The 17040-nt window shown below is 65.4% G+C and carries 17 protein-coding genes and 1 pseudogene; 6 read left to right on the top strand and 12 right to left on the bottom strand.

The features are described 5' to 3' along the window. From FJ967_RS12520 to FJ967_RS12500, 5 genes are all read right to left on the bottom strand, one after another. The gene (locus FJ967_RS12520; RefSeq protein WP_181175841.1) at nucleotides 1–1959 is read right to left on the bottom strand and encodes an AI-2E family transporter; all 1959 of its coding nucleotides are present in this window, start codon (nucleotides 1957–1959) and stop codon (nucleotides 1–3) included. 174 nt (nucleotides 1960–2133) lie between these two features. After that, entirely contained in the window at nucleotides 2134–3210 is a 1077-nt protein-coding gene (locus FJ967_RS12515; protein WP_140732028.1) for a D-alanine--D-alanine ligase family protein, read from the bottom strand. Between the two features lie 9 nt (nucleotides 3211–3219). Further along, nucleotides 3220–3846, bottom strand: coding sequence for a C39 family peptidase (locus FJ967_RS12510; protein ID WP_140732026.1), 627 nt, complete (start codon nucleotides 3844–3846; stop codon nucleotides 3220–3222). Nucleotides 3847–3964: 118 nt separating this feature from the next. After that, the gene (locus FJ967_RS12505) at nucleotides 3965–4504 is read right to left on the bottom strand and encodes a GNAT family N-acetyltransferase (protein ID WP_140732024.1); all 540 of its coding nucleotides are present in this window, start codon (nucleotides 4502–4504) and stop codon (nucleotides 3965–3967) included. A gap of 118 nt (nucleotides 4505–4622) precedes the next feature. Beyond that, nucleotides 4623–5051 (bottom strand): VOC family protein, encoded by a 429-nt coding sequence (locus tag FJ967_RS12500; protein WP_140732022.1) that lies wholly within the window; start codon nucleotides 5049–5051, stop codon nucleotides 4623–4625. A gap of 153 nt (nucleotides 5052–5204) precedes the next feature. Between FJ967_RS12500 and FJ967_RS12495 the strand changes: the two genes are divergently transcribed. After that, entirely contained in the window at nucleotides 5205–5459 is a 255-nt protein-coding gene (locus FJ967_RS12495) for a hypothetical protein (protein WP_246675261.1), read from the top strand. 16 nt (nucleotides 5460–5475) lie between these two features. Here FJ967_RS12495 and FJ967_RS12490 read toward each other — a convergent pair whose 3' ends face one another. The 3 genes and pseudogenes from FJ967_RS12490 to FJ967_RS12480 all read right to left on the bottom strand — a co-directional run bounded on the left by FJ967_RS12490 (nucleotide 5476) and on the right by FJ967_RS12480 (nucleotide 8123). Next, a complete protein-coding gene (locus tag FJ967_RS12490; RefSeq protein ID WP_181175839.1) occupies nucleotides 5476–6645 on the bottom strand; it encodes a PLP-dependent aminotransferase family protein in 1170 nt (389 codons plus the stop codon). Between the two features lie 176 nt (nucleotides 6646–6821). Then, nucleotides 6822–7274, bottom strand: a pseudogene (locus FJ967_RS12485) (GNAT family N-acetyltransferase). Between the two features lie 120 nt (nucleotides 7275–7394). Continuing rightward, nucleotides 7395–8123 (bottom strand): pyridoxamine 5'-phosphate oxidase family protein, encoded by a 729-nt coding sequence (locus FJ967_RS12480; protein ID WP_181175814.1) that lies wholly within the window; start codon nucleotides 8121–8123, stop codon nucleotides 7395–7397. A 29-nt stretch (nucleotides 8124–8152) separates the two neighbouring features. On the opposite strand from FJ967_RS12480, the gene FJ967_RS12475 reads away from it, so the two are divergent. Then, nucleotides 8153–9598, top strand: a complete 1446-nt coding sequence (locus FJ967_RS12475) for a PLP-dependent aminotransferase family protein (protein ID WP_140732015.1) — start codon at nucleotides 8153–8155, stop codon at nucleotides 9596–9598. A 212-nt stretch (nucleotides 9599–9810) separates the two neighbouring features. Here the strand turns inward: FJ967_RS12475 and FJ967_RS12465 are convergent, their stop codons facing one another. Then, nucleotides 9811–10308 carry a hypothetical protein gene (locus FJ967_RS12465; protein WP_246675260.1) on the bottom strand — a complete coding sequence of 166 codons (498 nt, stop codon included), beginning with the start codon at nucleotides 10306–10308 and terminating at the stop codon, nucleotides 9811–9813. A 120-nt stretch (nucleotides 10309–10428) separates the two neighbouring features. Here FJ967_RS12465 and FJ967_RS12460 point away from each other — a divergent pair, with 120 nt between their 5' ends. Beyond that, nucleotides 10429–11025, top strand: a complete 597-nt coding sequence (locus tag FJ967_RS12460; RefSeq protein WP_181175812.1) for a DUF922 domain-containing protein — start codon at nucleotides 10429–10431, stop codon at nucleotides 11023–11025. 6 nt (nucleotides 11026–11031) lie between these two features. On the opposite strand, the gene FJ967_RS12455 is transcribed toward FJ967_RS12460, so the two are convergent. Then, on the bottom strand, nucleotides 11032–11565 hold the full coding sequence (locus tag FJ967_RS12455; protein ID WP_140732014.1) for an alpha/beta hydrolase: 534 nt from the start codon (nucleotides 11563–11565) through the stop codon (nucleotides 11032–11034). A gap of 91 nt (nucleotides 11566–11656) precedes the next feature. Here FJ967_RS12455 and FJ967_RS12450 point away from each other — a divergent pair, with 91 nt between their 5' ends. After that, on the top strand, nucleotides 11657–12154 hold the full coding sequence (locus FJ967_RS12450) for an Lrp/AsnC family transcriptional regulator (RefSeq protein WP_140732012.1): 498 nt from the start codon (nucleotides 11657–11659) through the stop codon (nucleotides 12152–12154). Here the strand turns inward: FJ967_RS12450 and FJ967_RS12445 are convergent. Then, on the bottom strand, nucleotides 12151–13683 hold the full coding sequence (locus tag FJ967_RS12445; RefSeq protein WP_140732010.1) for an acid phosphatase: 1533 nt from the start codon (nucleotides 13681–13683) through the stop codon (nucleotides 12151–12153). The genes FJ967_RS12450 and FJ967_RS12445 overlap by 4 nt on opposite strands. Nucleotides 13684–13899: 216 nt before the next feature. Between FJ967_RS12445 and FJ967_RS12440 the strand changes: the two genes are divergently transcribed. Continuing rightward, nucleotides 13900–15132 carry a cytochrome c peroxidase gene (locus FJ967_RS12440; RefSeq protein WP_246675269.1) on the top strand — a complete coding sequence of 411 codons (1233 nt, stop codon included), beginning with the start codon at nucleotides 13900–13902 and terminating at the stop codon, nucleotides 15130–15132. Between the two features lie 49 nt (nucleotides 15133–15181). On the opposite strand, the gene FJ967_RS12435 is transcribed toward FJ967_RS12440, so the two are convergent. Beyond that, the gene (locus FJ967_RS12435) at nucleotides 15182–15886 is read right to left on the bottom strand and encodes an SDR family oxidoreductase (protein WP_140732008.1); all 705 of its coding nucleotides are present in this window, start codon (nucleotides 15884–15886) and stop codon (nucleotides 15182–15184) included. 127 nt (nucleotides 15887–16013) lie between these two features. On the opposite strand from FJ967_RS12435, the gene gcvA reads away from it, so the two are divergent. Further along, nucleotides 16014–16922 carry a transcriptional regulator GcvA gene (gene gcvA, locus FJ967_RS12430; protein ID WP_140732007.1) on the top strand — a complete coding sequence of 303 codons (909 nt, stop codon included), beginning with the start codon at nucleotides 16014–16016 and terminating at the stop codon, nucleotides 16920–16922. Nucleotides 16923–17040: the final 118 nt, after the last annotated feature.

Below are 17040 nucleotides of genomic sequence, written 5' to 3'. Positions count from 1 at the left end.
TTAGCCCGCCGCGGCGGCCGAGGCCTTTGCGGGCCTTGTCCGCTGGCGCCGCATCCGGCGCTTGGCGACGAGCTTGAGCGCGACCGGCGGCTCGTTCGACAACGCACCCTTCACGGCATCGATCATGCCATGCGCCACGAAGTCGGCGTTGATGTCCTGAGCGAGGTTTACGTCGGCGTCCTTGTCCTCGGTGCCGGTATTCGACCAGAGCACGATTCCCACGCGCAACCCTGCCTTCAAACGCTTCAGCCGGCGAACCAGGAACCGCGCATGCTTGATGGAATCAGGGTTCAGGAAGCCGACGACGACGGTGTCGACCGCGGAGAGCTCGAGACGGCGGATTCCGGCCGGTTCCATATCAGCAAAGCCTGCCTTCGACGCCGCCGCCCCCTGGATTTCGAGGACCTGGGCCAGCATTGCAGCGGCGGCGTCGTCGAGTTCGCCGCGCCCGCCGGCGCAAAGCACCGACATGCCGGTGCCATCCGGCAGATCGGTCTCCTCCTCGTCGGCAGCGTCGTCCTGGTCGCCCGCTTCGGCGCCCGCCAGCGTGTCCTGGTCCTCGTCCGCCTCTTCGCGCGCACTTTCGTCGAGGTTTGCCACCAGCGCCTGGGCACTCGCGGCCAGCTGCCGCCTTTGCTGATCGCCCATGACGCCGCGCGCGCGGTCCTGCTCGCCCAGCAACAGCGCCGGAATGGCCACCTTGTGGTAAAAGTCGACCAGATATTTCTCTTCCAGCACCTCTTCGGCGTGGTCGGTGGCTTCATCCGGATCGCCGGCCAGCAGTCGTTGGTAAAGGCGGGCATGCGGTTCGAGCACAGGCTCGTTGCCAAAGAGCACGTCGAGGAACTCGAACTGCGGCACGTGCCTGCCCAGCACCACCAGGCAGACAGTGAGCGGCGTCGACAGGACAAGGCCGAGCGGACCCCAGAGCCATGTCCAGAAGATGGCCGCTACGATGATCGCCAGGGACGACAGCCCTGTTCGCGATCCGTAAAGCCAGGGCTCGACGACGTTGCCAGTCACCAGTTCCATCACCACGAACAGCGATGCCGTCCACAGGACCAGCGACCAGCCGGGCGCAACGGCGAGTGCCAGAAACAGCGGCAACAACATACCTATGGCGGGTCCGATGTAAGGGACAAACCGCAGCGCCAGCGCCAGCAGTCCCCATAGCAAGGCATTTGGAATGCCGAGGATCCACAGCCCGATCGCGATCGGTATCGCGTAGAAGATGTTGACGACCAGTTGCATGAGCAGGTAGCGGCCCACCCGTTTGCCGGCATCCTGGAGCGCTTCGGTGGTGCGATGCAGGTCTCCATAGCCGACAAGCCGGATGAAGCGGTCGCGCAGATCCTCCCGCTCCAGCAGCATGAAGATGACGACGACGATGATCAGCCCTGCCGATCCGAGCGGGCTGATCAGCGGCGCAACGATGTTCTGCAGCACTTCGAGCGGCCGTTCGCGCGAGATGATCTCGACTGGCACTGGCTCGCGCGGCGGCTTGTCCGGAGCGGCGGCGGGCAGCGAAACGTCCTGCCTGTTGATCTCCTGGCCAACGCGCTCGACCACGGTGCTCAATCTGGAAAGAATTCCGCCGCCGACGCCGGTTTCCTTGAGCGAGCGGATCTTGGCAAGAATGTTTGTCTGGTAGACCGGGATGTTCTGCGCCAGTTCGCTGACCTGCGTGGCGACAATGAAGCTGAACAGGCCAAGCGCGGCGAAAGCACCGACCACGCTGGCAATGACGGCGGCAATCCGGGGGATGCCGATCCGCTTGAGCGCCGAGACCAGCGGTGCCAGCGCAAAGGTCAGCAGCAGCGCGATCGCGATCGGCAGGAACACCTCGCGCCCGAAATACAGCGCCGCCACCGTCGTCACGATGGTCGCCACATTCGGCAACGCCGTTCGCGGATGCGGCGCGATGGCCGAAAGCGTGTCCCGCGGCGCAGGAGACGCCATGCCGTTTCGACGAGTGGCCACGCTATGTCTCCCCTGCCATCAGCGATGATCGGGTATATTGAGCCGGCGCGCAACATTAGCCAATGATGAAATGCCACCATCCACGGCCAATGATTGGCACAAGATCAACGGTTGCGAGGATACCACGGCGGGCACGCCTGCCCGCGGGTCCGATCAGCGCCTGCCATGCCTCGCCAGCGCATGCTCGATCAGCGCGTCGATGATCTCGGCATAGCCGATGCCGATCGCCGCCAGCGCCTTGGCATACATCGAGATGTCGGTGAAGCCGGGCAGCGTGTTGACCTCGTTGACCAGCAGCGAGCCGTCGGCGCGCAGGAAGAAGTCGACGCGCGCCATCGCTTCGCAGCCGAGCGCCCGGAAAGCCTGCCCGGCCATCTCCCTCGCCCGCTCCGCCACCGTCGCCGGCACATCGGCCGGCACCTTCACCACTGCCCCGTCGGCATCGAGATACTTTGCCTCATAGGTGTAGAAGCCGTGCTTGCCAGCCGGGATGATCTCACCCGGCAGCGACACCGTCAGCGAGCCGTCGGCCCGTTGCAGCACCGAGCACTCGATCTCGCGGCCGTCGACGAACTCCTCGATCAGCGCCTTGTCGTCATAGCGCAAGGCTGTTTCGACGGCTCCGTCGAAGCCATCCCTGTCGTTCACCTTGCTGACCCCGAAGGACGAGCCCTGGCGCGCCGGCTTGGCGAAGAAGGGCAGCCCGAGCGCCCCGGCGATCTCCTGGAACGAAACGGCATCGCCACGATGCACGGTGACCGAGCGGGCAACCGCGAGGCCGGCTTCGCGCATCAACCGCTTGGCGATCTCCTTGTCCATGGCCGCGGCCGAGGCGAGAATGCCGCAGCCGACATAGGCGACATCGGCCACCTCGGCATAGCCCTGCACCGAGCCGTCCTCGCCGAACGGTCCATGCAGCACGGGAAAGACCACGTCGACCGGCGCCGGGTCTGGTTGCGCCCCATCCCGCGCCGCCGCCACCAGCCGGCCCTTGCCACCGGGCAGCAGGGCAACCTCCACGCCATCCTCCGCGACCGGCGCCCCTGCCCCGTCGCCGGCTTCGGACGAGGATTGCAACAGCCAGCTGCCTTCCCGGGAAATAGCGATCGGCACCACCTCGTAACGCGTCCGGTCGATCGCCTTCAGCACATTGGCGGCCGAAAGCCGCGACACCTCATGTTCGGCCGAACGCCCGCCATAGAGGATGGCTACCCTTGTCTTCATCGAAATCCCTCAAGATCAAATGCTGACGGCAATGCCGCGATTGGCGAAGAAACGGTCGAAATCGGATGGCGCCAACACTGCGTGCGCCTGTGTGGCCTCGTTGTGGCCGGACGGGTTGTGAAAACGGAAAAGCCGGTCCGATGCCGCCGTGACCAGCACCAGATGGCCGCCCTTCGACGGCGGCTCACGCTCTGGCCAGCGGATCGAACTGCTGACCGACGCGATGAAGAAGCGCGAGCGGGTCAGCATCGCCGGAATGTCCGCCGTCGCGACATTGGTCATCACCTCGGCCTCGATGCCGAACTCCTGCTTCACGAAGGTGACGAAGGGCGCGTAGATCAGCCCCTTGATCGAATGGTCGGCCGCGTTGACGACATAACCGCCATAGCGGGTGCACCGCCGTGCCAGCTCGATGGTCGGCACGATCTCACCGCGCGCCGCCAGGATCATCTTGAGGCAAGCCATGCCACAGATATTGGCCGCCCAGACCGCGTATTCGTCCAGCGTGTCGGCACCGGAACCGCGCCAGAGCGGATCGCGCCTGAGCGCGACGTCGGCGCCATCGGCGAGCACCGCCAGCGTCATGTCGGGCGTTTCCCATTGGCTGAAGAACGGCACGGTCTCAGGCGCTGGATGATGCATGCAATTCTTGCCCTCTCGATTCTCGTATACGAGGATACAAATTCGACGGCAACAAGGCGGACGCCGGAGACACCCCTACAGACCGCCGCCCGGGACATCGCGGCCAAGCCCGGCGGCATCATGCCGGATCAGCCGGCTCCAGCAGATAGAGATTGGTCGGCGCGTCATGCAGCATCACCTCGCGCTCGAAACGGAAGTCATTCTTCTCCAGGACACGCCGCGAGGCGATGTTGGCTGTTCGAACCAGGCCGATCACCCGCCTGGCGTGGAGATGGCCGAACGCGAAAGCCAGCGTCTCGCGGATCACCTCCGTGGCAAAACCCTGGCCCCAGCTTTCCGGCCGCAGATGATAGGACAGGTTGAGCCCCTCGAACGCCTTCGAAACCGTCACCCCGCCAAAGCCGATCGGCTCGCCTTGCGCCTCGATGGTCCAGCGCCCGAAGCCATGGTCGCGCCAGTGGCCGATGTCGCGCAGCAGCCGGTCGGCACTTTGCTGCGGCGTGTCGGGGCTGGGGTCGGGCCGATGCGCAACCAGTTCGGGGCGGGCGAACAGCCGCGTCACGAAATCCAGGTCGGCCGCGACCGGAGGCCGCAACAACAGCCTTGCCGTGCGCCGGGCTTCGCTCAGCCGCTTGTCGGGTCGGGCGGTCTCGGACATGACGGCTCCCGGATGAAATCGTCATGGAGCCTACGCAGTTTCAGCGCGGGTGTGAACGCTTCTCTCTCACACACACTCTCTCTGAGCGAGCGTCCGGCACGACCTGACCTGGAACATTCTAGAACGTGATCTTCACCGACGCCGCGCTGCGATTGGCCGGTCCGTGATGGACAGCCTCGATGTTGTTGCCGTCGGGATCGAGCAGGAAGGCGGCATAGTAGCCGGGATGATAGGGCCGTTCGCCCGGCGCGCCATTATCCGTGCCGCCGGCCGCCAGTCCGGCCTTGTGGAAGGCATCGACCATGGCGTGATCCCTGGCCTGCAAGGCCAGATGATGACGGCCGGTGAGCTTTCCCAGCGCGGCCCGGCTGTCGGCACTGGAAATGAACAATTCGTCGGCCCAGAAATAATCCGCGCCGGTGCCGCCGATCGGGATGCCAAGCACCTGGAACAGCGCTTCGTAGAACCGCCGGCTCGCGGGCAGGTCCCGGACCACGAGCTGGAGATGGTCGATGAGCCGGCCGCGATGCAATTCCTGGGTTTCCATGAAAGCTCCTCCTCGCAAGGCCCCGAATTTAGGCGCGCACGGCAAGGCGTCAACGCGGCTGCCCGCATCTGCTGACAGCCGGCGACAATTATGGGGCCTCGATGGAACCTTCCGGCTAGCGGCAAGTTTCGTGGCGCGGCGGGAGGATTGCGATTGGATAGTTTTCACAAGCTCGAAGCGCTGGTCGACAAAGCCGATATCGGCGGCGTCGAAGAGGCGAACGCGTTGCTGCGCCGGTTCATGGGCCGCTCCGAGAAGACCACGCTGGCCATCGACGAATTCATGCTCGACTTCAAGACACTGGTCTTTGTCGTCGAAACCGGCGAGGACGGCTTCCGCCAGCCGCTCCGCGAGCTGGCTCTTTCCCGGCTGCGAAAACTGGAGGCGCTGGTAGGCGTGCCGGCATAGGCGCCGGCTGCCGGCCTCACCCCTTGAGCAGAGCCGCCAGCCGCGGAATGCCTTCGCTCACCGCGCGGCGGTCGGCCAGCGTGAAGGACAGCCGCAGCGTGTTGCGCCCGGTACCGTCGGCATAGAAGGCATTGCCGGGCACGAAGGCGACCCGCGCCTCCTTCACCGACCGCGCCAGGAGTTCGGTGGCGTCGACGCCTTCGGGCAGCGTCACCCAGACGAACATGCCGCCTTCCGGACGGCTCCAGGTCACGCCCTTGGGCATGTGCGCTTCCAGCGCGCCGAGCAGCCCGTCGCGGCGATCGCGATAGGCGCCGATCAGCTTGTTCACTTGGTCTTCGAACACGGATTCGGCGACGCGGTGCATCACCATCTGGTTGACCGATGGGCTGTGCAGGTCGGAAGCCTGCTTCATCAGCACCAGCTTTTCGATCACATGGCGCGGCGCGCACACCCAGCCGACGCGCATGCCCGGCGACAGGATCTTTGAGAACGATCCGCAATAGAGCGTGCGTGCCTTGTCGATGCCGCCGGAGCGCGCGCAGTCGAGCGCCAGGATCGGCGGCACGCCCTCGCCGTCATAGCGCAGCGCGCGATAGGCGGCATCCTCGATGATGGCGATGTCGAGTTCGCCGGCAAGGTCGAGCACCGACTCGCGCTGCTTTCTGTCCAGCGTGTTGCCGGTGGGGTTGGCGAAATCAGGCACCAGATAGGCGAACTTGACCTTGCCGCCGTTCGCGGCGGCAGCCGCGTGATAGGCCGCGGGCGTCATGTTGCCGCCTTCGGGCCGCAGCCGGTCGTAGCGCGGCTCATAGGCATTGAAGGCCTGCAGCGCGCCGAGATAGGTCGGCCATGTCACCAGCGCGGTATCGCCGGGCGACAGGAACAGTTTGCCGAGGTAGTCCAGCGCCTGCTGCGATCCGGAGGTGATGAAGATGTTGCCCTCGTCGCAGGCGACACCAAGCTTGCCCATCTGGCCCGCGATCCAGCGCCGCAGCGGCAGATAGCCTTCGGACACCTGGTACTGCAGCGCCGCGCCCGCCTCCGCGCCGCCCAGCACATCGGCATAGGCATCGCGGATGGCGGCCGCCGGAAACAGCGACGGATCGGGAATACCGCCGGCAAACGAGATGATGTCGGGCTGGTCGAGCAGCTTCAGCAATTCGCGGATTTCGGAGGCTTTCATGCGCGAGGAGCGCGAAGCCAAGAGGTTCAAAAGGGTCAAGACGCGCCTCCCGGACGTTTTTTATATAGGTCAACCTGACTGACCTATATCCTGTCTCGTCGGCAAACTGAATAGAGCCTGAAAGATTTCGCCGATGCGCCAGCCGCCACGCAGCCGACGGACGGACAGCGAATAGCCTACAGCGTTTTCTTGTAGCCGATATGGCTGGCGGTGAAACCGAGCCCGTCATAGAAGCGGTGCGCGTCCGCCCTCCCCTTGTCGGTGGTGAGTTGCACAAGGACGCAACCGCGCGCCCGTCACTGCTCGATCGCCCACTCGAACATTTTCCGCCCGATCCCGCCGGAGCGCCTGCCGCTCGCGACCCGCACCGCCTCGATCTGCCCGCGCCATGCGCCCTTGCGCGACAGCCCGGCAAGGAAGGTGATCTGCAAGGTGCCGATCACCTCGGCGCCATCCATGGCCACGGCAAGCAACTGGTTGGGATCGGCATCGATGGCGGCGAAAGCATCGAGATAGCCTTGCGCCAGCGGCAAGGAGGCATCCTCGCGGGCAGCGCCTAGCGGATCGTCGGCCAGCATGGCGACAAGGGCGGGCAGATCGGCGGCGACGGCCTTGCGGAGGGTGATCATGATGGCGGGATATCGCGAGGCGGTGGCGGCGGCAAGGCGGTACCGGGACTGTCCCTTTGGACCAAGCTGGACATTGGGGTAATTGGCAAAGGCCGGCGCCGGCAGCGCTAACCTTGCAGGTCAATCCTCGCCCTCATACACCTTCTGCGCTTGCGTCAGCGCCCGGTCCAGTCTTTCGCCTTCGGCATAATCAGCCAGGTTCCCCGGCCGTTCGATACCCGGCAAGATCCTCGGGCATGGCTCGGCCGCGCCGATCACCGTGCGCACAGGGATGACACCGGCCCACACCGGGTGGCCGTAATCCTCCTCGTCGTCGCCGACGCCCTTGGCGCGCACCTTGGCCGAGGCCTCCTCGATGCGCATGCCGATCACCATCGTCGCCTTGGCTTCCTGCGCCGAGATCGGCCGCAGGGTCTCGCTTCGCCCGGGATAGAAACGGTCGACGACCCCGGCCAGCGCCTTCATCTTCTCCTCGGGCTCCTCGACGATCCGCGCCGTGCCGAAGCACATCGCCGAGCGGTAGTTGGCCGAGTGATTGAAACCGGAACGCGCCAGCACCAGCCCGTCGAGATGCGACACCGTCAGGCAGGCCGGCGTGCCGCCGCGCAACTGGCGCAGCATGCGGCTGGCGGACGAGCCGTGCCAGTAGAGCCAGTCATCTTCGCGCCAGTGGATGGTCGGCGTGCAATAGGGCTGGCCCTCGAACGTATAGGCGACGTGACACAGCATCCCCGCATCCAGCACGGCGAAGACAGCCTCGTGGTCATAGCTGCCGCGCTCGTGCAGGCGCTTGATGCGGTTGCGGCTGGTGGTGGAAAAGCTGGCGGCGACGTCGTTCACGGCTTGCATCCTTGGCTGTTGTCTGCCAACCCTAGGCAATGGCATTGGTTGGAAAAAGAGCCAATCACGACGAGAAAATTCAGACCAATCCGCCGGATTGGTCGGCGCTCATACCGGTTCTGCCGGGCGAGGGTCCGCGCAGCCGCGAGCTTTACGCGGCGCTGCGCCGGTTGGTCGAAACCGGCGCGCTGGCCGCCGGCGCCAAGCTGCCGACCACCCGCGATCTGGCGCGCCGCTTCGGCCTGTCGCGCTCCGCGGCGGTCGCCTGTTTCGAAATGCTGATCTCGGAAGGGTTCGCGGTGGCAAAGGTCGGCGCCGGCACCTTCGTCGCGCCCGACGTGCCGTTTCTGCCGGTGAGGCTGCGCAAGCCGCGTCCGCCCGAGATCGATGCCGCCACCTCGCTGCCTTGTGGGCTTGGCGTGGCGGTGTCGGACCCACGCACGCTCGACCTGTTCCGTATCCTTTTGTCGCGCCACCTCGCCCGCCCCGGCCCCGAACATTTCCGCTATGGCGATCCGCGCGGCGGCCTGCCGCTGCGCACCGCGATTGCCACATATCTCAGGACCGCTCGCGGCGTGCGCTGCGACGCCGGCCAGATCGTGCTGACCTCGGGTACGCAGCAAGGGCTCGATCTGCTGGTGCGGACGGCTCTTCGCCCCGGTGACGCTGTCTGGATCGAAAACCCCTGCTATCCCATGGCGCATGCAGCGCTAGCCGGCAGTGGCGCCAAGGTGGTTGGCGTGCCGGTCGACGCCGAAGGGCTCGACCCGGAGATCGGCGAGCGCCTCTGCCCGAACGCCCGCGCCGCCTATGTCACGCCCTCGCACCAATATCCGCTCGGCGTGACCATGACGATGCGCCGCCGGCTTGCCTTGCTCGACTGGGCGCGGCGCAACGACGCCTGGATTATCGAAGACGATTACGACAGCGAGTTCCGCTACGCCGGCCCGCCGCTGACCTCGCTGCAAGGCATGGATGGCGCGAACCGCGTCGCCTATCTCGGCACGTTTTCAAAGGTGCTCTTCCCCGGCCTGCGCTTCGGCTATGTCGTCGTGCCGGAGCCGCTGCTCGATGCCGTGATGGCGGTCCGGGCGCGCTCCGACCGCTACCCCTCGACGCTTGCCGAAGGGGCGCTGACCGATCTGCTCAACGAAGGCCATTTCGCCGCGCATCTGAGACGCGTGCGCCGCCGGGTACAAGCCGCGCGCGACGTTCTGGTGGCGGGCCTTGAGGCGCATTGTGGCGATGCGCTCAATGTGACGGTGCCTGAACAGGGGCTGCATCTGATGGCGATGCTGAGGGGCGGCGGACTGGACTCGGCGATCGTCGAGGCGGCAAAGGAGGTGGGCGTCGGCGCACGCGCCCTGTCCGCGATGTTCATCGACGGGGCGCCGAAGCACGGGCTGGTGCTGGGCTTTTCCGGTTTTTCGGATGCGGAGTTGATGGCGGCGACGGTCAGGCTGGGTGGGGTGATGGGGCATTGAGTGACAATAAGCGAGCACAGCGCTGCCCCTCATCCGCCTGCCGGCACCTTCTCCCCGTATAGTGACGGGGAGAAGAATGCTGCCGCAACCTCGGCGCCTTTTCTGCAACGTCCAAAATTGGCGAAATCATTCGTCGGGGCGTCTTTCTCCCCGTCACTATACGGGGAGAAATGTCCGGCAGGACAATGAGGGGCGGCGCAACCCTCGAAGGTCTAATCCCCATCACCGGCAGGCTTCGCCTTGCCGCACTGCGCCAGCACCTTGCCGATAGCCCCGCTCGACCCCTTCAGCGAAAAACTGGCCTGCCCATATTTGGCCGCACTGACCGACACATCGCCTTTGGAGCGCAGCAGGTCGAGCAGCGGATCGGCCTTAGCCAGATTGACCACGAAATAATTGTACATTTCCTCCAACTGCAGCGTCTTGGTCACCGTCTTGCCGTCGGCCTTGAAGTCGAACGAGCCGCTGACGCCGGTTTCCGGTTGCTGGCCGGCCGTGCCGAGGTCATAGCTCAGCACCGGCGTGTCGAAACAGGTCAGCATCAGATGCGCGTCGCCTTTCGGTCCGCCGCAGACCGAGGCGGTCAGCACGCTGCCGCCCTCGTCCTCCTCCATCTTGGCACTCCAGCCGCCACAGGTGGCGGCGAAAACCGGCTGCGCCGTCTGCAATGCGGCCACGACACCGGCGACGACGAGATAACGAACCCTCATGACTTCCCCCCATTGACTGTGCCGCGACATTTGCAGCGCCCGCCGACAGCATATAGGAAAAGCGATCCGGTGGCATTGCCTGTTCAGCACGGCCGCTCGGCCCCGGTTTGGAGAGACATTGTGCTGAGAGTTCGTCTGTGTCTTCTGCTGGCGGCCCTGGTGGCCTTGCCGATCACCGCCCATGCCGAGTGGAAGCCGGTGGAGAAGGTCGAGACCTACGCCATTTCGGGCCAGTCCGGGCTGGAACTCTACCGGTCGATCGGCGAGAACGGGCCGAATGTTGGCATTACCCGGGCCATCGCCTTCACCAACTTCAAGCTGACCTGGGGGATCCGGGACTACAAGCCCAGGGGCAAGGACTGCGTGCTGACGGCGGGCAAGCCGAAACTGATCATCACCTACACCTTGCCAAGTCCCTCCGCGCCGCTGCCGCCTTCCGTCCAGAAGAACTGGGAGGTGTTCATCGCCGGCGTCAGCGCTCATGAAAAGGTGCATGGCGCCAGCATGATAAAAATGGTGCATGACATCGAAGCCGCGACAGGCGGACTGACCGTCACCGACGATCCGAAATGCAGCAAGACCAGGGCCGAGGTGGTCCGTCGGCTCGACGCGATCTCGAAGGCGAGGATCCAGGGCAGCCGCGATTTCGACCGCGTCGAGTTCGGCCAGGGCGGCAATCTGCAGAAGCTTGTCCTCGCTTTGGTGAAGGGCGGCTGAGCGCGTTCAAGCCTCGGACACCAGCCCCTCGAGCAGCGCCAAACCTTCCGGCCAGTCGCCAAGGCCGCTGTCGGCATTGATGTGGCCGAACGGGCCGATCACGGCGATGCGGCTGCCCCATTGCCGCGCCCGCGCCTGCGCATACTCCTGCGAGCCATAGGGATCGTCGGTGCTGGTCACCACCAGCGAGGGGAAGCGCAGCCTCCCCTCGGGAATTCTGGCGAAGGCCATGCCATATCCAGGAAAGACCGCTGAAGCCGGATCGGGAACGCCGACCAGCAAGGCTGCCTTAACCGGCCTTTGCGAAATTGTCTGCCAGTGCGCGATCAACAGGCAGGACAGGCTGTGCGCGACCAGCACCGGCGGCTCCGGCGCCGCGATCACCGCGGCCTCCAGCGCCGCCAGCCAGTCGGTGAAATCGGGCAGGTCCCAGCTTGAAGGCAGGAAGCGCCGCATCGCCGGATTGGCGCTCTCCCAGCGCGACTGCCAATGCGCCGGCCCCGAACCGCCGCTTCCCGGCAGGATGATGAAATGCGTCATGTCGCCTTGCTCCTATCGATCGGTGATGCATGGTGGCGTCTTGCATCGCCATCGGGAATAGGAAACCATCGGAGAAATCACGTCCCTGCCGATGAATTCAAGGTGTTTTGTGAAAAACAACGATGAGCGCGCGCCGCTCGATCCGACCGACATCGCTATCATCGAGGCCATGCAGGAGAACGGCCGCATCGGCATCTCGGAACTTGGCCGCCGGGTCGGCCTGTCGCAACCGGCGACCTCCGAGCGGGTCAAGCGGCTGGAGGAGCGCGGCGTCATATCAGGCTACACCGCGGTGATCGATCCGGCGGCGCTGGGCCTCGGCATGATGGCCATCATCCGCGTGCGCACCACGCATGAGCACATCCGCCCGTGCCTGAAGGAGTTCGCCGAAATGCCCGAGATTACCGAGGTACACCGGCTGACCGGCGAGGACTGCTTCATCCTGAAAGTGGTCGTGCCCTCGCCCGCCCACCTTGAAACCATCGTCGACGCGGTGGCGCGCCATGGCGCGGTCACCACGGCGCTGGTGCTGCGCAGCGAGGCGCCGAAGCCGATCGGCCGCGACCTGATCCGCAGATCAGGCGGTTAGCGGCTGAGATCCAGCGCCGCTGACAAATCGCCCATCGGCGGTTCGCCATTGGCCGCCAGCGCCTTGTCGCGGGCGACGATGCCCGAGAGCACCGGCAGATCGTAGCGCGCGGTGATGAAGCGCAGGATCGACGTCGTGTCGTATTGCGTGTGGTCGACCGTGCCCATCTTGGCGTAGGGCGAGATGATGAAGGCCGGGATGCGGTTGCCTGGACCCCAACGGTCGGCCTTTGGCGGCGCGACATGATCCCAGAAGCCGCCATTCTCGTCATAGGTGACGACGACGAGCATATGGCCCCATTGCGGGCTCTTCTCCAGATGCGAGACGAGGTCGGCCAGGTGCTGGTCGCCCGAGGTCACGTCGGCATAGCCCGAGTGCTCGTTGAGATTGCCCTGCGGCTTGTAGAAGGCGACCTGCGGCAGCTTGCCGTCGTCGATCGCCTTGATGAATTCGGCGCCGTCGAGACCGCCGTCCCTCAGATGCTCGGTGCGCGCGGCGGTGCCCGGCGCATAGGCCGCGAAATAATTGAAGGGCTGGTGGTGGAACTGGAAGTTCGGCACCGGCGTGGCGTTCTTGCCATCGAGTGCCGTCTGCCAGGCGCCGGCGTACCAGGCCCAGTTCACCCCCTTCAGCGACAGGAGATCGCCGATGGTGATGTCGTGCTGCGGCGGCAGCGTGGTCGGCGCGGCCGGGTCGGCCAGCGCCTTGTCGCCGCCTTCCACGGGCTTGTTGGCGCTCGGCTGGTAAGGCGGCTGCATGGTGTTGACGGCATGGAAGTCGGGCGTGATGGCGCCGTCATTGACGAATTTCGGCACGCCGCCCAGCGCCGAGGCCGGCGAATTGTCGGCGACCTTCAAGGTCGTGCCGTCGGGCTCGACCACGGCGATCTGGCCCTTGATCGGACTGGTGTCTGCATGCGGATAGACCGGCACGCAGGCGCAGGCCAGCATGAAGTGATTGAGGAAGGAGCCGCCAAAGGCGCCCTGGAAGAAATTGTCGGCCAGCACGTACTTCTTCGCGACCTGCCACATCGGCAGGTCGGAGCCGTCATAATGGCCCATGACCAGGCCGCCGGAATCGGCCCAGGCGACGAATTTGTCGTTCTTGCCGCCGTCGATCTGCATCTGCTCCTGGTAGAAACGGTGCCACAGATCGTGGGTGATGACGTTGGTGCCCTCGTGAAAACCCTTGGGATCGTCGATGGCGAAGGCGGCGTTGGCCAGATGCGCGGTCTCGGCCTCCGTCACCACGGGCGTCACGCCCTTGGCGGTCAGCCCGCCCCAGGCCGGCGGCAGTTCGGTCAGCGGCTTGCCGTCGCGGTCGAGCTGGCGCGCCTGGTCGGCCGAGACGTTGGCCAGCCCATTGGCGCCGGGGAAGCCGCCATAGAGATTATCGAAGCTGCGGTTCTCGGCGTAGATGACGACGACGGTGTCGATCTTTTCGAAGCCGGCGGGAGCGGCGTGCGCGGTGAAAGGAACTAGGGCCGAACCGGCCAGACAGAAGGAAGTGAGGAGCTTGAGCCTCGTCATGGAAAGACCTCGTGGCTTGACTGTGGCTGGAGGGGCTATGGCGCGGGAACCACAGCGGCAGCTAACGTAGATGCCTTGTCACCTTTGTGACATCCGCCGCGCCCTCGAACACGGTTTCGTGAGCGCCGGTGGAAGTCATCAATCCGTTGCAGTGGCGACCTAACTGCGCACCGAACGGGGACCGAACCGATGACGACAGGGCGATGGAAAGGCCTGATGCTGGCGGGTGCCGCCGCACTGGCCGCTGCCATCGCTGCGTCGTCGGCCGCTGTCCGCGCCGGAAACGGCAGCCTCCATCCCGGGCCGCTGTCGCGTGCCGACGCCTTCGCCAGGGCGCGGGTGCTGACCGCCCTGGGGCAAAAAATGTTCTTCGACCCGGCACTGTCGGCTTCGGGAAAACAGGCCTGTTCGTCCTGCCACGATCCGCATCACGCTTTCGGCCCGGCTTCGGCCTCGCCAGTCGAGATGGGCGGGCCGGATCTCGACCGGCCAGGCGTGCGCGCCGTGCCGTCGCTGCGCTATCTCCAGGCCGCACCCGCCTTTACCGAGCATTTCTACGATTCCGAGGATGAGGGCGACGAGAGCGTCGACAACGGCCCGACCGGAGGTCTCACCTGGGACGGCCGCGCCGACCATGGCAAGGACCAGGCGAAAATCCCCCTGCTCTCGCCCTTCGAGATGGCCAACAAGGACGCCGCCGCCGTCGCCGCCGGCCTGCGCAAGGCGGCCTATGCCGACGACTTCAAGGCCGCCTTCGGCGACGACGTCTTCGACCGCCCGGACGACGCGCTGGCCGCCGCCGCCGAGGCGCTCGGCACGTTCGAGCAGAGCCCGGCGGACTTCTATCCCTATTCCAGCCGCTACGACGCGTTTCTCGCCGGCAAGGCGACTTTATCGGCGCAGGAACTGCATGGCCGCGAATTGTTCGAGGACGAGACCAAGGGCAACTGCGCCAGCTGCCATCTGAGCGAACCCGCCAATGACGGCGAGCCGCCGCAATTCACCGATTTCGGCCTGATCGCCATCGCCGTGCCGCGCAACCCGGCCATTCCGGCCAACGCCGACCCGGCCTATGCCGATCTCGGCCTGTGCGGCCCGTTGCGCACCGATTTCAAGGGCAGGACGGAGTATTGCGGCCTGTTCAAGACGCCGACCCTGCGCAACGTGGCGCTGCGCAGGAGCTTCTTCCACAATGGCGAGTTCCACACGCTGCGCGACGCGGTCGCCTTTTACGCCAGCCGCGACACCGACCCTGGCCGCTGGTACCCGAGAAATGCCGACGGCACGGTCCAGAAATATGACGACCTGCCAAAGGCTTACTGGCCGAACTTGAATCAGGATCCGCCCTTCGACGGCAGGAAGCCCGGCGACAAGCCGGCGCTCGACGACGCCGAGATCGACGATATCGTCGCGTTTCTGCAGACGCTGACGGATGCGGACCAGCGGTGACGCTTCTTTCCTTCTCCACTTGGGGGAGAAGGAAAGGAAAACGCCGCCCTCACAGCGCCCGGATCACGCCCCCGTCGACCCGGATATTCTGTCCCGTAATATACCCCGCCCCGTCCGAAGCCAGGAACGCGATCGTCGCGGCGATCTCTTCTGACGTGCCGTAACGCTGCATCGGCACGTTGTCGCGGCGCTCCTCGGTGGCGGGCAGGCTGTCGATCCAGCCGGGCAGCACGTTGTTCATGCGCACATTGTCGGCCGCGTAGGTGTTTGAAAAAACCTTGGTGTAGGCGGCGAGGCCGGCGCGGAACACGGCCGAGGTCGGGAACATCGCATTCGGCTCGGCCACCCACGCCGTCGAGATGTTGATGATGGCGCCGCCCTTCTGCTTGACCATCTGCGGCGCCACGATGCGCACCGGCCGGATGACGTTCATGAGATAGACGTCCATGCCCGTGTGCCACTGTTCGTCCGTGATCTCCAGGATCGGCGCGCGCGGCCCGTGGCCGCCGCTGTTGACCAGCACGTCGATGCGCCCCCATTTTTCGAGCGTCGCATCGGCGAGCCGCCGCAGGTCGTCATTCGACTGATTGGAACCGGTGACGCCGAGCCCACCCAACTCCTTGGCCAGCGCCTCGCCCTTGCCGGACGAAGACAGGATGGCGACCTTGAACCCGTCCGCCGCCAGCCGCTTCGCCGCCGCCGCCCCCATGCCGCTGCCTCCGGCCACGATCACAGCCACTTTTTCTACACTCATTGGGTTTTCCTCTTCGGGTTGGCGGGAGCCGCAAACGGTGTTTTCGGGATCTCAGCGCCGATATAGCTGGTTTTTCCGCCCGGTTCGAACCAGAATGCCTGAAATCAACCAGTAGAAAAACTCCTGCATGCCCGAAGCCTTCCTGAGCCTGCCGCCGCTGAATGCGCTGCGCGCCTTCGAGGCCTCGGCGCGCCATCTCAACTTTCGCATCGCCGCTGAGGAGTTGAACGTCACCCAAGGGGCGGTCGCCCAGCACATTCGCGGCCTGGAGGCCGATCTCGGCACGAAACTGTTCGAGCGACTGCCACGCGGCCTGGCGCTGACCGATGAGGGCCGCGCCTATGTGCCCAACATCCGCCGCGCCTTCGACCTGATCTCGGAGGCGACCTTGCTGTTGCGCCCCGAACCGGCGCGGCTGACGATCAGCGTGACCCCGAGCTTCGCCACCAAATGGCTGATCCCCAGGCTGCAGGACTTCATGGCAGACAATCCGCTGGTCGACCTGCGCGTGCTGGCCAGCGAAAGCCTGTCGAGCTTCCAGGCCGACGGCGTCGACATCGCGGTGCGGCAAGGCCGCGCCCCCTTTGGCGCCGGCCTGATCGTCGACCTGTTGTTTCCCCAGCAGATCATCGCCGTCTGTAGTCCGGCCCTGCTGCCGGCCGGCACAACCGAAATCGCGGCGACCGAAATCCAGCATCACGTCCTGCTGCACGACGCGCACAATCTGTGGCCGGAGTTCATGGAAAAGGCGGTTGGCCTGAAGATGGCTACCGAGTTGAAACGCATGCGCTTCAACCAGACCGGCCTCGCCATCGACGCCGCCCTCGCCGGCCAGGGCATAGCGCTGGCCAGCCGCTTCCTCGTCGCCGCCGACCTCGCCGCCGGCCGTCTGGTCCAGCCGGTGCGTGGCGAGATGCGCGGCACGCAGGATTTTTATGTCGTGATGCCGAGAAAGCAGCGCCATCCCGAACCGACGCATGCTGTGCGGCAATGGCTGCTCGATGCGGGGGAAAGGGCGTTGTTGCAAGCGTCGTGACGAATACGAACCCGGTCGTGCATCAGCTGTCTAAGCCAGCGCCGCCCCTTGTATCTGCACGGAGGAGAGTTTGTGCGATGTAAGCGACTGAGCCTCGGACCGGATGGCCATCCGGTCC

Origin of the sequence: Mesorhizobium sp. B2-3-4, from assembly GCF_006442315.1 — a bacterium.
In the GTDB taxonomy this organism is placed as follows: domain Bacteria; phylum Pseudomonadota; class Alphaproteobacteria; order Rhizobiales; family Rhizobiaceae; genus Mesorhizobium.
This window is presented reverse-complemented; position numbering and strand designations above follow the sequence as displayed.